Consider the following 16,144-nt stretch of genomic DNA (forward strand, 5'->3'; position numbering starts at 1 on the left):
GAGGTGCGTTTATGGCAACAAGAACGGTTTACGAGAGCGGCCTGGATCGCTTTAATCGTCCAAGCAAAGGGGTGAATGTACTCCTCCATCTCCTCTTCTTCTTCCTTGCGGTGATTTGTGTTGTGCCTATGCTGGTGGTCTTATCCATCTCGCTGTCCAGTGAAGACTCGATTCGGGAGAACGGCTATCACCTGATCCCAACGGCCTTCTCGGGAGATGCCTACGGGTATATCGCGAAGCAGGGAACGATGATTTTGCAGGCCTTGGGGATCTCCGTCTTTGTTACGATCGTTGGAACCGTGTTGGGGATTCTGCTCACCACCTCGATGGGGTACGTTCTCTCTCGGCCAAACTATAAGCTGAAGGGGTTCCTGACGTGGGTCGTATTTATTCCGATGGTGTTCAACGGCGGTTTGGTCTCGAGCTACTATATCAATGCCAATTTACTGGGGCTGAAGGATACCGTTTGGTCGCTGATCCTGCCGCTGGCGGTCTCCTCATTTAACGTCATTATTTGTAAGACCTTCTTTAAAAGCACGATTCCGGACGGATTAATCGAATCCGCAGAAATCGATGGAGCCGGCCAGTTGCGCATTTTCTTCTCGATCATTTTACCGATCTCCTTACCGGTCATCGCAACGATAGGTTTATTCCTATGTTTTGGTTACTGGAATGACTGGTTCCAATCGATGTTGTACATCAACAATCAGGACCTGTATTCGTTGCAGGCACTGTTGAATAACTTGATGAGCAATGTGGACGCGCTGGCAAGGAATGCTTCTAGTCTGGGGATTAGTTACGCGGAGCTGGTTGCCACGATGCCTAAAGAATCCGCCCGCATGGCGGTGGCTGTCGTGATTGTGCTCCCGGTCGCCTTTGCGTATCCCTTCTTCCAGCGATACTTCATCTCCGGCTTGACTGTAGGCGCAGTCAAAGGATAATCCGAAATAAACTGGGCTTGTCTCAGTTTATGTATATTAAGAACACAAAAGGGAGGAAATATCTATGACAAGGTCTTTGAAGCTCATCTCTACCCTATGTATTATGATGCTTCTCATGTCCGTTCTTGCCGCATGCGGTTCGAAGTCGAATTCTTCGTCGGCGAACAACTCGCCAGACTCTTCGACGAACACTTCTACAGAAACACCGACAACTTCGGGGGAGATCCCGACGTTGGTATGGTGGACGATCGGCGGTCAGGTTCCGGATAACTTCGAGAAGGCCATCGAAGCCATGAACGAATACACAGCCGAGAAAATCGGCGTGAAGATCGACATTAAAGTGGCAAGCTGGGGCGATTGGGATACGAAAATTAACACGATCGTAAACACGGGTGAACCTTTCGATATCCTCTTCACCAACGTTTCCAAATACAATCAGCAAGTGACCATCGGGGCGCTCGCAGACATCACCGATTTGGTGCAAAGCGAGACACCGGAACTGTATAAGTTCATTCCAGAGAAGGTATGGGATGGGACGAGAATCGGCGGCAAGCTTTATTCCGTGCCAACCTATAAGGACTCCTCTCTAACCCAATATTGGGTGTTCGATCATAAGTATGTTGAGAAATACGGCATTGACTTGAACAACATCAAAACCCTGAAGGATCTGGATAAACCGTTCCACGACATGAAAGCCGGAGAGGGCAAGAGCTTCTATCCATTGCCGATGACGCAAGGCGACGGATTTAACGGATTCTTTAACCGGTATGACGATCTTGCGCTGGGATTCCCTCCGATTGGGGTGTCGGTGGATGACGCTTCCCGCAAGGTGGTATCCGTTCTGGAACAACAGGATGTCATGGACGAATTGAAGATTCTGCACCAATGGTATAAGGATGGCATTATCAATCCAGATGCTCCAACCAAGCCGGAAGCGGACAAAGGCCGCGCGTTCTTCAGTGCTCAAGGCTTCCCAGGGGCGGACATTACTTGGCAAATCAACGAGGGCGTCGAGAAGTACGACATGACGCAGGTTTACGGACCGCTCTACACGACGGCAACGATTCAAGGTTCCCTCAACGGAATCTCGGCCAATTCCAAGTATAAGAAGGAAGCTTTGAAATACCTGGAGCTGGTGAATACCGATCCGAAGCTTCGCAACATGCTGGCCTTTGGTGAAGAGGGCGTCGACTACGTGAAAGTGGACGGCGAGAAAGTCATTGAACGTATTTCCGATACTTGGCCGCTGGCTGGATATACGCAAGGGACCTTCTTCAATATGGCGACAACCAAAGGAGCTCCGGAAGATCAATGGTTACAAGTTCAGAAGCTGAATGAACAAGCAACCGCTTCATCCTTGCTCGGTTTCTCACTCGACACGACCAATCTGACTACCGAAGTAGCGAACGTGAAAGCGACGTGGGATAAGTACCGTTATGAATTGCTCACAGGCGCATCCGATCCGGAGAAGAGGGTGCCACAGATCATCGAAGAACTGAAAAAGGCCGGAATGGATACCATCATGAAAGCTGCACAAGAGCAGATCGATGCCTTCTTTAAATAAGAGCTAAGGCTCCACTCGATTGGCCCGGACGGAAGATTTATCTACCGTTCGGGCTTTTCAATATGATGGTATAATGAGGACAGAGGATGGCATTGGAATCAGCGCCGTAAGACACAAGGCAAAGGAGGCGCCGAATGGGCTCCTTTTGGCAGATTAAAATATACCGAAGTAAATTCATTGCCTATACGATATCTGTTGTGACCATCGGTTTGGCGCTGGGCATCATGACCTGTGCAGTTCTCATGTATCAGTGGATCGAGGGTGCTCGAGCTGAAGCAATCAGCACGTTTGCTCGAATTGAGAACGAGCTGCAGTATGATACCGATCGAATTGAAGCTTATATGCAGCGAATTTACTCTAATGATCGCCTGATGACGGATGTTCGTTTCTTTCTTGGGAACACCGCGGAAGGTTACCAGACGAGCAGGCTGCAGAATAGCCAATACAATGAACCGCTGGTCTCTTTCCCGGAAGATATGAGGGCTTTCTTACACAGTTCCATGAAGGGAGATCTGACCCAAGTCAGTCTGCATACCGATTCCGATAGCAACGTGGTGCGGTTTGATGACAATGGCAATCCTAGCTTTCTGTTTCGCGTGCCGAACACGGATGAGATCTTTCGCGAGTCTATGGAGAAGGGATTTGTGTACCGAAAGAAATTGTCCGACCCCAACCAGATTTCTCGTCAAATCGGAGAGTTCCGCTTCTTGATCGGCAGCGATCCGTTGTTCAGGAAAGTACAAGGTTATAAGTTGGACATCGCCGCGGCCATTAGTGATTCGGGTGAAGTGTATATGATCTCCGGCATGGACCATGGGACCAAGGAGATGGCGCTCAAAGCCACGGAGGAGAAACGAAGCAGTGGGTATTCCTCCTTAGGGGGGATGAAGAATGTCTTCTTCATGACCTTTACCTCCACCAAGTTTGATTACCGATTTGTGTTTCTCGTGGATCTGTCGCACCTGATGCGTCAAAAGGCGGGCATCCTGATCACTGTCGTAGGGATCGTTCTGTTGGCCATGATCAGCGTGCTGCTGCTCATCGTTTACAATATGCGGGACGATGCGAGATTCTTAAAGCACATTATCCATTCCATCAAACGCGTGAAAACGGCGGATTTTACGTCCAATTCCCCTGCCCGGTATCGGCGCAACGAATACGGCATGATTGCCCGTGAATTGGACGATATGGTTCATGAGCTCGATAAACACATCCGCACCGAGTATCTGCTGAAGCTGAAGCAGCAGGAAACCGAAATGAAAGCGCTTCATCATCAAATCAACCCGCATTTTCTATACAACACCTTAGAATCGATTCGCTCTACCGCATTGGTTCACCGTGACGTTGACACTGCGGATGCCATTGCGACCTTAGGTTCTCTCTACCGCGATATCGTCCATAAAGATAATCTGATTTCGATCGGCGAAGAGCTGGAGTTATTGCAGAAATACCTAAGCATCATGGAACTGAAATATCCCGGAAGGTTCTATTTCCAAATCAATGTGGATGAGGCCCTCTTATCCTTATTGACGGTCAAATTTTGGATGCAGCCGCTGGCCGAAAACTTCTTCGTTCATGGGTTCAATCCGAGCAGCGAGTTTAATCTGCTTGTCGTGAATGGCTGGGAGGAGGAAGAACGCTTCGTCCTGGAATTCGTGGATAACGGAAAACGGATACCCGAAGCGCGGTTGGAGGAAGTGAGGCGTAACCTTTACTGCAAGGAAGAAACGCCTGTACGGAGCATAGGGTTGCGGAATGTGTACACCCGGCTGCATTTTTTCTATGGAGAAGTCTTTTCGATGGACATTGAGAATAACGAGGAAGCAGGAGTCAAGATTACCGTGATGATCTCAAAGGGGTGACTTCAGGATGTACAAACTTCTGATCGTTGATGACGAACCGCAGATTCTGGAAGGCATGAAGCGAACCTTGGATTGGGCCGAATACGGCTTCCACCAAGTCGAGACGAGCGAAACGAAACAGGATGCGATCGCCAAGTCCGTGGAGTTCATGCCGGACATCGCCATTTTCGATGTCTGTATCGGCACCGACCTCGGCTATGAGATCATCCATAAGCTCAATGAGCTGCGGCTCCCTACCAAATATATCATTATGAGCGGTTACAGCGAGTTCGAATATGCTCAGGCGGCGATCCGCTGCGGCGTGAAGGACTATCTGCTTAAACCCGTCGATCGTTCCAAGCTGCAGAAGGTGATCGAGAAGATCATCGTGGAGGATCTGAACGGGACGTTGGACGGGATCCACCGGAAGGACATGAACACGGATCCGATCCTGGGGATTCCTTACGAGGAGTTATCCAAGCTGACCAACCGCATCCTGCTGATGGTGAAGGCGGAATATGCCCAGAACATCACGCTGAAGTCGGTGGCCGAGCGTTTTCGCATGAATAGTACCTACCTCGGGCAGCTGTTTCTAAAGGAAACCTGCATGAAATTTTCCGAATATTTGATGGCTTATCGGATGCGGAGCGCAAAGGAGCGCATTCTGGCCACGAACGAGAAAATCTCCAGCATCGCCCATGACGTGGGGTACCAGAACCTGAATTATTTTTACACGCATTTTCAAGGATATTATGGCTTGTCCCCTTCGGATCTGCGGAAAAAAGGTTAGGCTCCTCGTAGCGGAAAGGAGGATGTTATGCAGCGCCCCTCTTGGTTCAGTCGCATGGTCCTTTGCGTGGTGGTGACCGGCTTGTTCTCCCTGCTTGGCGCAGGCTGTTCCCTTTCTTCGGACAAAGGGGATACGGTACCCCGCGGGGACATGGTCAATCTGATCTACTATACGATTGGAGAGCCGGATCCGGATCTGAAGATGGTGAACGACAAAATCAATGAAGTGTTGGCCAAGAAAATCGGCATCACCGTCACTTACATCAAGATCGGATGGCAGGAATACGAAAATCGCCTGAACACGATGGTATCGGCAGGGACTCCCTTCGACATTGCCTACTCCCCGGAGTTCACCACGTATGTCAAGCGAGGGGCCTGGCTGCGGCTGGATGACTATTTGTCCAGTACGGGCAAGGATATGTACGATGTGATCGACCCTATTTTTTGGCAAGGGGTACGCATGGACGACGGGGGGATCTATGGCGTGCCGACCAACAAGGAGTTATCGGTGCGGCAACAGTGGATGTATCCGGAAGAGCTGGTGAACAAGTATAACCTCGATATTGCCAAGTACAACACCCTGGAGTCGCTGGAACCCTTGTTTCGGATGATCAAGCAGAAGGAATTCGATTATTTGCCGATGGAGCTGGATAAGGATTCCCACAACTTTTTTGCTTTGTATGGTTACGAGTACGTGATTGATAAGGAGCTCCCGCTGATGCTGAGGTCTTTAGATCCGAGATCCCGGGTCGTGAATATTTTCGAAACCGCGGAAGCCCGGCAGGTGCTGGATACGCTTCGGCGTTATTACCAAGCAGGCTACATTAACGAAGATGCGGCCTTGCGGGAAAGTCAGCAGCTGGAGAGAGGGAAGAAGGTGTTCTGGAAGGCTTCGAGCGGCGGACCTCTTTCCGAGAACAGCTGGAGCAAGGATCGCGGCTACAAGGTGGTGGCGCATCCCGTAACGAAGGAAGTGGTTACGACCGAAGACGTACGGGGAGGCGTTATGGCGGTCAGCGCGGATACGAAGTACCCGGTCGAGTGCATCCAGTTTTTGAATCTGCTGAATACCGACCCGGAGGTCCGCAACCTGTTTAATTATGGGATCGAGGGCGTGCATTACATGCTGGACAAGAACGGTCAAATCGTGCTGATCCCCCCGAAAGACGCAGACGGTCATCCGATACCGGACGCCCCGCCAAGCTATACGGGAGTGACGTATACCCAAGGCAACTGGTTCATCTTAAAGACGAGGGGCGGCGAGAGTCCGGAACCGCTAAACAAATGGGAGGAATTTCGCGCTTCGAACGAAAGAGCCGTTAAATCCAGCACGTTTGGGTTTACGCCGGATTTATCGATGATGCCGATCCAGATGCAGAACATCAAGATGGTCTGGCAAAAATACTATCCGAGCCTCATGACAGGCAGCGTCGACGTAGACACGGAGTTGCCGAAGTTTAATGAGGAGCTGAAACAGGCGGGCCTGGACGAGGTTCGGGCCGAGGTTCAAAAGCAGCTGGATGCTTGGCGCGCTTCGAATAAGCGGTGAGTCCGCGGTTCTGAGGTGGAAATGGAAACGGCGGTGCAGGGAGAACTCCCGGGCACCGCCGTTTTGGTGTTATTGTAGAAGGAGATGTTCCGGGAACGGAGAATAACTCTAAATCAGCAAAATTATCGAACTAGCGGAGGGAGCCATTTTGAAGCAGATTTTTCGGTATTTTCGATTTCACGTTTTCCTAATCCTCATCTTAGCCTTGAGTCCGATTCTTCCTCATGATGCGTATGGTGATAACGTTCCAACGGGAAGCGGCTCGGAGGTTTACTCCATTCTCAAGGAGCTTTCGGATGCGAAGTATAAAGGGAGAGTACCCGGAACGCCTCAGTATAAGCAAGCCGCCACTTATGTCAAAGGTTTGTTCAAGAAGTGGGGAGTGGCTCCTTTGGGGGTGGACCATCTCTTAAGTTACCAGACCAATCTGGCCACGTACATAGATCAGCCCAGCATGTCGTTAGACGGGAAGCCTCTGACGATCCTGCAAGACTTTAAGCCTCACGGAAGCAGCGGTTCCGGAACGATCAAGGGCGAATCGATTCTCTATGCCGGCATGGGGTACCCCGAGGACATTGCATCGCTTAACCTTAAGAATCAAATTGTTCTGATGGATGCCAATACTAAGCCGGATAAGGCCATGGGCGTAGCGGACCGAATGATCCTGATGAAAAACAAAGGAGCCAAAGCGGTGCTTCTGCTGCCAACCCGGTTTTACCCGATTTACTCCTATGAGCGGCCATTAAATGGCGCGGAGACCGGTATAGTCTCGGTATATATCCGCGAGAAGTTGCTGGATACCGCGAATTTGAAGGTAGGGGATTCGTTGGCCAAGCGTATCGAGATTCATGTCAAGATCGACCGGAAAAGCTCCGTGGAGGCGCAAAACGTGGTTGGCTTCGTACCCGGGAAAGACCCGCATCGTACGGTGATCGTGTCCGCGACGCTGGATGGTTTGGGGTACATCCCGAATACGGCGGCCTTTCAATCGGCAAGCATGAACGGGAGCGGCGTAGCGGCGGTATTGTCACTGGCCCGATACTATCAAGAACATCAACCGGAAACCAACGTCCTATTTGCCCTGTTCGGCAGCGAAACCACAAATCGCGACGGGGTTACTTCCTTCTTGAAACAGTATTCTTCACTGTCGAAGGCCAAAATCATCGGAGCCTACAATCTATTTGATCTAGGCGGCATCGAGCAATTTCCGAAACTGTACGGAACCGCAACGGATGGCAGCCCGATAGCCGAATCCATGAAAACAAGCCAGGACGTGGCCTATACGGACCATGGCGTTAAAGAGCTATACAATTTCACCAACGGGGTTTTTGAATCCAAGGGGATTCCCAATGCCTTCATCCGAGGCTCTGAATCCATCGATGCCTTGAAAGATACGATTCAGGCCATCAACCTTTCGGCCTTGCAGAAGCATATCAAGACCATTCAAGGCCTTGTCGACCAGTTGATGAAGGATCCGGGTTATGCCCTTTATGTGTCGCCCTCAAGCGTGACCCCGGATGAACGAGGCATGGTATACGTACCGGAAGTAAACCATAACATGAGCTTCTTCTCAACCGAATACTTTGATGTCTATTATGAAGCGGACCGTTGGAAGAATCCCGAGGGCCTCGCCAAGAAAATCGACAAGGTCTACGAACAAATTTCCTGGTGGAACTATTTCCCGCAGGATCATGAACGCATCAAGGTATATTATACGAACAGTTATGAAGACAACTGGGCGACGGCCCATCGAACGCCGGAACCCCAGAACAAAACGTCGGGCGGGCTGCAAAGTCCGGATAACCATAGCATAAGCGTGGTTTATGTCCCTAATGTTCCGGAGGATCTGGTCAACTCGCTGGGGACAATCTATCATGAGCTTAATCACAATCTCGTGACCTATAAATTAAAGGAATTGGGATACGGGAACGGGTACAAAACCGAGGTGCAGGAAATTCAAGGACATGCCAATAACTATGAATCTCAAGAAATGGGGTATCGCGCACTCCGTTCTTCGCTAGCGGGCCTCCTCCAAAAGCCGCTGTCCAGCATCAGCTGGGATCGGTATGTCACGGACCTGGAACCGGGCAAGGAGCTGGATACGACGTATAATCAATCCGCCAGCCTGATCTTCTACATTTACAGTAAGTATGATCCGGAGAAAGGGCGGGAGTTTGCTTACCGCATGTATACGGAGGATAATCAACCGCTGAAAACCATCGTGAAGGAAACCTTGGGCGTCGATTTCGATGATTTTATTACAGGATGGTATGATTGGTTTCAGGAGAAAGAGGTAACCCCCCTTCCCTATAAGAAGGGCGCTTATTCTCCTCCCGCAAGAAGCGCGGCAGGGGATCATTCGGGAGGAACCGCCTCGAACAGTCCGTTTCAGGCTATCGCGGGGAATATCGCCCAAGGAAATATCACGAGCCAAGGCTTGAAAATTTCCTCGGTTACGGTTGCCCAGAAAGGGACGGATGCGATCTTCTCCATTGCTTATACAAGTCAAAGAGAGTTTTCCTTCTTGTTGTTTGATCCGCCAAACGGCAATCAAATCAGCGTGAGGGATAAAGTAAAGCCAGGAACGAATAAGCTTCAGGTCAAGGTGCCCGTAAGCAAACTGCGATCCGTTGAGAATCTAACCATGAACCTATTTGATAACAGCAGCAATAATTTTATGTCCATCGACATGAATGAATTGTGGAAGATCTTAAAATAGTGGGCGAAAAACAAGCACTGACCTTGTGGGTCAGTGCTTGTTCGTTCCTATTTCTTCTTTCCCTTCGGGACTTGGACCGTAGTGTTGGCGGTCGTCTTGTTGCCGGCCTTGTCGGTAGCTTCGTAGGTAATGGTGTAGATTCTTCCGTTCCCTTTGCCCGAACGCTCCGCCCGAAGCTGGAATTCCTGATCGGCGGTTCCAATATCGGCGCCTTGGATGTCGTTCGGTTTATCCCCGTCGCCGAGGCCGTTGTCGCTCTCATTGCTGGTGATGGATACCAACTTGATCGACGCGAGGCCGGAACCCGCATCGGTCGCCTTCCAGCTGATCCGGATCGGAACCAGCTTGTGATTCGGCGTTGAGAGAACGGCGGGGCTGGCAGTAATCTTCAAGACGGGCGGCGTTGTATCGGCAGGTCCCTTGCCCGCCAGCGTCAGTACGCCGTAAACGGAGGTGTCCTGATACCCGTTGCCGGTCGTGTCGTTCCAAGCGGCCACGCTTTGGCGCGCGCCGTCCTTGGCATCGTTGATCTGCGCGTCGAAGCCGATTTTCACGTTGTTCGCCGGGCTGACCGTTTTAAGCGGAATCTTCATTTCGACCGTATAATTCGTGCCGTCGACCTTGGTGGCCGATACGAAACCAGTGGCGAGCTTCTCTGGATTAAAGCTGGCCTCATTCGCATAGTTGACGCGGTATTGTCCATCGTCGTCTTGGTAGAACGAGGTCTTGGCATTGTTTTCGTCCACGAACACCTCGACCGAATCCTGCTCCCAAGGGTTTGGACTGTTCTTATCCAGCTGCGCGTCGCTGACTTGGATCAGGACGTACAGGTTGTGATCATCCCAGAGGGCCTTAGCCGTACCGGTTGCGCCTTGCCAAGCCGTTTGGTAACGCTGGATCGGCATCGCCGTTGCCTTGCTCCAAACCGCATCCGCCGTTCCATCTACGGTAGGCGTACCATAGAACGCGGTAGACTGGTTGGCTTCCGATACATCCGGTTGATGCTCTGCGATGAATTTGGCCGGATCGATCACGCCGTAATAAGCCGGTTTGGCCTGAAGGTTCTTGTCGAACAGCAACGGGTTGGACGAGGAGCGCCAGCTGGTGCCATCATCCAATCCCCAGAAGGTGACGCGGGCAATGTGGTCCGCATGTGCCTTGAAGATCTGCATCAATTGCGCGTACAAATAACCTTGCGCGTTGGCCAGCTTCTCGGACAGCTGGTAGTTGCTGCCGGCTTGGATGTCCAACTCGGTGATGCTGACTTCCACGCCCAAGGAAATGAATTTCTCCAGGGACAGTCGAACGTTCTCCGGATTCGTGTTGACGTTATAGTGCGCCTGCATGCCGACGCCATCGATCAGCCGTTTGCCCGGATGGGTCAGCGCATATTTGTCGTTCAGCGCTTTGACCATGTTGTAGATGGCTTGGGCTTTGTTCTGGTTATCTTCGTTGTAATCGTTGTAATACAACTTGATATTCCATTCCGGATGCCGGTCGAGCACTTCCCGGGCGGCGAGGAACGCCTGCTCGACATAGTCGGCGCCGATCGCGGTCTTCCACGGGGCTTGCCGCAAGGAGGCTTGCCAATCCGCCGGATTCCCGGGGTTATCGTTCATCGCTTCGTTCACGACGTCCCAAGAAATCACCCGGTCGCCGAAATGCTCTATGACGGTTTGAATATGGGTGCGCAAGTTCGCCAAGGCTTCCTCCCGGCTTAAAGGCACCACGTTCCCTTGCGCATCGGTAGCGGTATTCATCCAGGCCGGCGATTGCTGATGCCATACCAATACGTGGCCATGCATTTGCATGCCTTCCGCCCGGACTTTATCGACCATGGCATCCGCCGCGGTAAACGTAAAGTTGCCTTTCGTCGGCTGCAGGCCGTCGGGTTTCATGGCGTTGCCGGCCGTGGCAACGTTATGGTGCATGCCAAGCAGCTCCAGGCGCACGCCTTCCAAATCTTCTGCCGAGATGGCGTTACCGATCAAGAAGTCGTTTTGGTAAGCCGTTTTAACCGGGATCAGGTCTTTTTGGATGGCAATCGGGCCGGATCCGGTGCTTTCGAAGCTCACGTCGTCAATGTAAAAAGAAGCGGTCGCGTTATTCGAACTTTCGACGTAGATCGTTAGGAATTCGCCGCCTACGCTGTTGTAACGGTAGGTTCCTTCAAACTGGACCCAGTTGTCCCCGGTGCTGAGGGTCTTGGGAGAAAGGGCGACGTAATTCGCGCTGCTGCCCTCGCCGATTTGGGTGGACAGCTGGAGTTGCGAGCTGGCGGGATCGATGAGCTTCACCCAGGCCGAAATCTTGTATTCGGCGCCTTGGTCCACGTATTTCTCCACGCGCAGCGTGGGTCCGTGCCAGGTGTTGGTGCGGCCTTCCACCTTCAGCGCATAGGAACCGCCCGGTGTATGGTTCGCCTCGTTCGTCACGGTCAGCGTTTCCGTACCGGCTCGTCCCGTGAACCCGCCGGCGGTTTGATCTTCAAAGGTGATCGTGGAGAAAGGCAATGCCGGGTCTCTTGGCGGTTGCTCGCCGCCGCCGGAGCCTGCTTGTTCCGTGATGCGAATGTCTCCGATGTAGTAAGAGATTGCAGCGCCTTCAGCGTTGGAGTTGATGCGCAGCGCCTTGTCCGCGCCTGTATCCACGGTAAACTCCTTCGTTAACGTCACGGCTTGGCCGGCGAGATAATCCGCCTCGGCATAATTGCCGTAGCTGTCTACGGTTTGGAGGGCGGCTTTGGCGCCGGCAGGCACGCTAACGGCGGCGTCCACGTATACGGTCACGTTGACCGTATAGGTTTTGCCGTTAGTCAGGCCGATGTCGCTAAACCGGAAATCGGCCGCATCCCAGTTGTTCACCCGGTTGCTGACATAGAGGGCGCCTCCGTCCTCGTTGCCGGCAAACGTCTTGCCGGTGACTTGGGTCAGGGTTGCACCTCCCGATTGGATCGCCTTGCCTACTCCGGTTGCGAAGTCCTCATGATACACCGTGACCGTGCCGTCCGAAGCCGAGGTATCGGCCTTGGTTACCGAGATCGGCCATCCAGCAGGCAACAGCAAGACGACGGCGATCAGCAGCATGAGGGCACGTTTCATCGTTTGATTCATTCGATCACTCCCCTTTGTCAATGAATGTGATGGTTAAGCGCTTTCATTTTGTTGGAAGGCTCCTCCTTTCCTGCTCAAATGATACCACCCCGTCGGGAAGCCCGGCATTCTCGAAATTAAAGGTATTGCCGTGGTTTTTTTAGAAGAAATGGAAAAAAGCGCCGCAAGCCGGCAAAACCATAGGTTTCGCTTGCCTCTTGCAGCGCTTGGGCCTTGTCGTTGGTTACGTGTGCTTACGCATACGCCCGGATCTCGATGACCTCGGCATGCCGCGACCCGTTCGTTTCTTCGATGATAAGCCGGATGGCTCTGACCGGGACGGCGGTTTCCAGGCGGTGCACCCGCTTGCGCCGACGGTTGTCGGTTTCCGAAACGAGGGTGATCCAGTTTCCGGCGGGATCCTGGGCCTCGAGCCGATAGCTCTTGACCAGCTCAGGGATCACCTCGAACGGCGTGCGATGGTGGTGCAGGTTGATCAGGTCCTCGTTGACGTCGTCGTTAAATATCAAATGAATTTCACGGACGGTTTGCTCGTTCTCCCAGACGAGCTCGACCCAAGGCTGGGCATCCCGCGCCATCGGTTCCGACAGCCAGAGATGCGGCCCGCCGTAAGGCCGCTTATAACCGTCCAGAATCTGCTCAGGGCGATAGGCGTCGGTGGTGAAGTCTGCGCGGAAGCAAAACGTTTTGCGCACCAGGCGCTTCATGCTCCATTCCACGACGGGCTGGCTGTCGTCATGGTCCTCCAGATCCTTCGAGACGCCGGCTGCCGCGCCCCGTTCGAAGGCAAGCAGTCCCGTCAGCGGCGTATGCGACAAGTAGAGTCGGACCGAGGGGTTGCTGCGGATGATGACAAAAGCGTTCTGCGGCTCTTCCGGCGTCCAGTCGAGCCGGACGGGCACCCACTGTCCATCGCCCTTGGCCACGGCTACGGTCGCTTGGTATTCCAGGGCGGCGGGCACGTAGTTTTCCGGTCTTCCGGTGCTCCACACCTCGACGGTGAGCTCCGTGTCTTGCGCCGAGTCCACCCGCCATTCGATCGTGCCGGCGAGGCCGGGATCGGCCGGAAGCAGCAGGGCGACGTCGCGTTCCAGCGGATACGCCTCATCGGCCGATTCCACCGCCAGCCGGGACAGGAAGGAGGAGGCGCTCAGCTTCGCGCTCCGGGCCAAGTCCGCGGCGTCCTCGTTGGCGACGCCCAGCACGGAGGCATCCTGCCGCAGCAGCGTTTGCCGCAGCAGCGGGGTGTGCCGGCGCGACAGCTCCCGCGGCGCGATGCCCAGCTCCGCGCACAGGGCGGCGGCGGTCCCGGCGGCTTCGCCGATCGTGGCGCAGGTCGCCATGACCCGCGTCGTGCCGAACGCGACATGCGTCGCGCTGATGTTGCGGCCCGCAAACAGCAGATTGGACACGTTCGCGGAGTAGAGCGAGCGGAACGGGATATGGTAGTTCCCGTCCGCGTGCAGATGCTTTGAGCCGCTCTCCGTGGCGTACATCCCTTGCGGCGGATGCAGGTCGATCGACCAGCCGCCGAACGCGACCCGGTCCTCGAACGGCTCCTGCGCCAGAATGTCGTTCTGGGTCAGCGTGTAGTCGCCGAGAAAACGGCGGTATTCCCGCTTGCCGGGGATCGAGCCGACCCATTCCAGGGTCATGTGGTCGGCATCGAACTGTCCGGAATTTTTGATGTAATCCCAAATTCCGTAGATGACGGCCGACAACTCGTCGCGGATGCGCTCGTTGTCATGCACGGTGTCCAGCTCGCCGCCCCATTCGATCCACCAGTAGTGGCAGCCCGAGTCGCCGCTGCGGATGACTCGCTTGAGCGGGATCGGGGTCTGCGTAATATCCTTGGCGAAGGACGGCGGGACGAATTTCACCGGGTGCCCGGCGTCCTTCGTGTAGAACAGCAGCGTGCTGCCGAGCGTGATGTCGTCGGCGACCTCGGGCGCCCAGGCCTCACCGAATTCGTGCCGGGCCTCCCGGCCGAGCCGGTACTTGGCGCCGGCCAGGAACCCGACCAGCCCGTCCCCGGTGCAGTCGAGGAAGATCGGGCTCTCGAAGCGGATACGCCGCTCCGAGCCCATCATCCAGCCGGTGACGGACCGGATCTGACGCGCCTCCTCTTCGCCGTCCGCCTCGACTTCGTGCACGTCGGTGTTCAGGTATAACGAGAGGTTCGGCTCGGCCAGCACCGTTTCCAGCACGACCATATCCCACAGATAGGGGTTGCCGTCGGGATTGCGGTACTGGTTCTCCACGAACATTTCGCCCATGATCCCGGTCTCGCGGGCATACCGGTTCGTGCCGTGCGCGGTCGCTCCGCAGACCCAGACGCGCACCTCGCTGCTGGAATTGCCGCCGAGTACCGGGCGGTTCTGCACGAGCGCCACCTTGCGCCCGAGCCTGGCCGCCGCCACGGCGGCGCAAACGCCGGCCAGTCCTCCGCCGACGACCGTAATGTCACTGTGTACCGTTTCGTTTCTCATTGGTTTGTAAACCCCTTTCGTTTGACTGAATTAGTTGAAGGAGATGCCGAAATGATGATCCGACGAGCCCTAAGTGTGAGTGCCGAGCCATAAACGCGAGTGGCGAGTAATATATGCGAAAAACCGAATACATTTCGTCGCTCTTGGCGATTTTGGCGGATTGTATATGAAATTTCATATATAATCAGCGATCAGGGGGACGGAAGCTGGGAATCTGTATGAAAAATCGAATACAATTCGCATTTTTGGTCGTTAGCAACGAATTGTGTTCGAAAAACCGAATACAATTACGGACGAAGAAATCGCCTTACCCCTTCACCGCCGAGCTGGCTACGCCTTCGATAATGTACCGCTGGCCGATCAGGAAAACGACGATCATCGGAATAATGCCGGCAGCGGCGGCGGCCATCATGCCGTTGTAATCCACGGTGTTTTCCAGGATGAAGTTTTGCAGGCCGAGCGGAACGGTGAACAGTTTATGGTCGATCAGGAAGACCAGCGCATTCTCGTAATCGTTCCAATGCCAGGAGAAGTCGATGATAGCTAAGGTGGCAAGCGACGGCTTGGCCATCGGCAGAACGATGCGGGAGAAGATGCGGAAATGGCCCGCCCCGTCGATAAACGCCGCTTCGGAAATTTCCGCCGGCACGGAGAGGAAGAACTGCCGCATCATAAATACGCCGAAGATCGTGAACATGCCGGGCAAAATCAGCGCCCAATGCGTGTTGAATATCCCGACCCAGTCGAACATGATGAATTTCGGCACGAACAGCACCTGCGGCGGGACCATCATCATCGACAGGTAAATGAGGAACATCGCGTTCCGCCCCTTGAACTCGATGCGGGAGAACCCGTAAGCGGCGAGGGACGAGAGCAGGACGGCCCCCGCCGTGCTGATCACGGCGACCTTCAGCGAGTTGGCGTAATACTGCACGAAGCTGTTGTCGCCGGACCAGATTTTGACGTGATGGCTCCAATTGAAATGGGCCGGAATCCACCGGATCGGATATTCGAACACCTCTGCGGGCGTCTTAAACGACGTGCTGATCATCCAGAGGAAAGGAACGATCATCACGATGCTGAAGAACAACATGACAAGGGTTAGGATCGTTTTGCGGATCATGGCTTTGGACATGTCG

Annotated in this window: 9 protein-coding genes; 6 read left to right on the top strand and 3 right to left on the bottom strand. The window is 53.8% G+C overall.

Annotation, left to right across the window (positions count from 1 at the left end; genetic code table 11):
* Positions 1 to 11: 11 nt before the first annotated feature.
* From MJ257_RS02565 to MJ257_RS02590, 6 genes are all read left to right on the top strand, one after another.
* Positions 12 to 941, top strand: coding sequence for a carbohydrate ABC transporter permease (locus tag MJ257_RS02565; protein WP_155607009.1), 930 nt, complete (start codon positions 12 to 14; stop codon positions 939 to 941).
* A 232-nt stretch (positions 942 to 1,173) separates the two neighbouring features.
* Complete coding sequence (locus MJ257_RS02570) at positions 1,174 to 2,505, top strand: ABC transporter substrate-binding protein (protein ID WP_240267765.1); 1,332 nt, start codon at positions 1,174 to 1,176, stop codon at positions 2,503 to 2,505.
* A 134-nt stretch (positions 2,506 to 2,639) separates the two neighbouring features.
* The gene (locus tag MJ257_RS02575; protein ID WP_240267766.1) at positions 2,640 to 4,367 is read left to right on the top strand and encodes a sensor histidine kinase; all 1,728 of its coding nucleotides are present in this window, start codon (positions 2,640 to 2,642) and stop codon (positions 4,365 to 4,367) included.
* 7 nt (positions 4,368 to 4,374) lie between these two features.
* Positions 4,375 to 5,136: a response regulator transcription factor gene (locus tag MJ257_RS02580; protein ID WP_178024449.1), complete on the top strand. Its 762-nt coding sequence runs from the start codon at positions 4,375 to 4,377 to the stop codon at positions 5,134 to 5,136.
* Positions 5,137 to 5,163: 27 nt separating this feature from the next.
* A complete protein-coding gene (locus MJ257_RS02585) occupies positions 5,164 to 6,684 on the top strand; it encodes an ABC transporter substrate-binding protein (RefSeq protein WP_178024451.1) in 1,521 nt (506 codons plus the stop codon).
* A 397-nt stretch (positions 6,685 to 7,081) separates the two neighbouring features.
* Positions 7,082 to 9,403 (top strand): M28 family peptidase, encoded by a 2,322-nt coding sequence (locus MJ257_RS02590; protein WP_240267767.1) that lies wholly within the window; start codon positions 7,082 to 7,084, stop codon positions 9,401 to 9,403.
* Positions 9,404 to 9,450: 47 nt separating this feature from the next.
* Here MJ257_RS02590 and MJ257_RS02595 read toward each other — a convergent pair whose 3' ends face one another.
* From MJ257_RS02595 to MJ257_RS02605, 3 genes are all read right to left on the bottom strand, one after another.
* Positions 9,451 to 12,516, bottom strand: coding sequence for an endo-1,4-beta-xylanase (locus MJ257_RS02595; RefSeq protein ID WP_240267768.1), 3,066 nt, complete (start codon positions 12,514 to 12,516; stop codon positions 9,451 to 9,453).
* Positions 12,517 to 12,749: 233 nt separating this feature from the next.
* The gene (locus tag MJ257_RS02600) at positions 12,750 to 15,005 is read right to left on the bottom strand and encodes an FAD-dependent oxidoreductase (RefSeq protein WP_240267769.1); all 2,256 of its coding nucleotides are present in this window, start codon (positions 15,003 to 15,005) and stop codon (positions 12,750 to 12,752) included.
* 307 nt (positions 15,006 to 15,312) lie between these two features.
* Positions 15,313 to 16,140 carry a carbohydrate ABC transporter permease gene (locus tag MJ257_RS02605; protein WP_240267770.1) on the bottom strand — a complete coding sequence of 276 codons (828 nt, stop codon included), beginning with the start codon at positions 16,138 to 16,140 and terminating at the stop codon, positions 15,313 to 15,315.
* Between the last annotated feature and the right edge of the window lie 4 nt (positions 16,141 to 16,144).

Origin of the sequence: Paenibacillus timonensis (assembly GCF_022427145.1) — a bacterium.
Classification (GTDB): Bacteria; Bacillota; Bacilli; order Paenibacillales; family Paenibacillaceae; genus Fontibacillus; species Fontibacillus timonensis.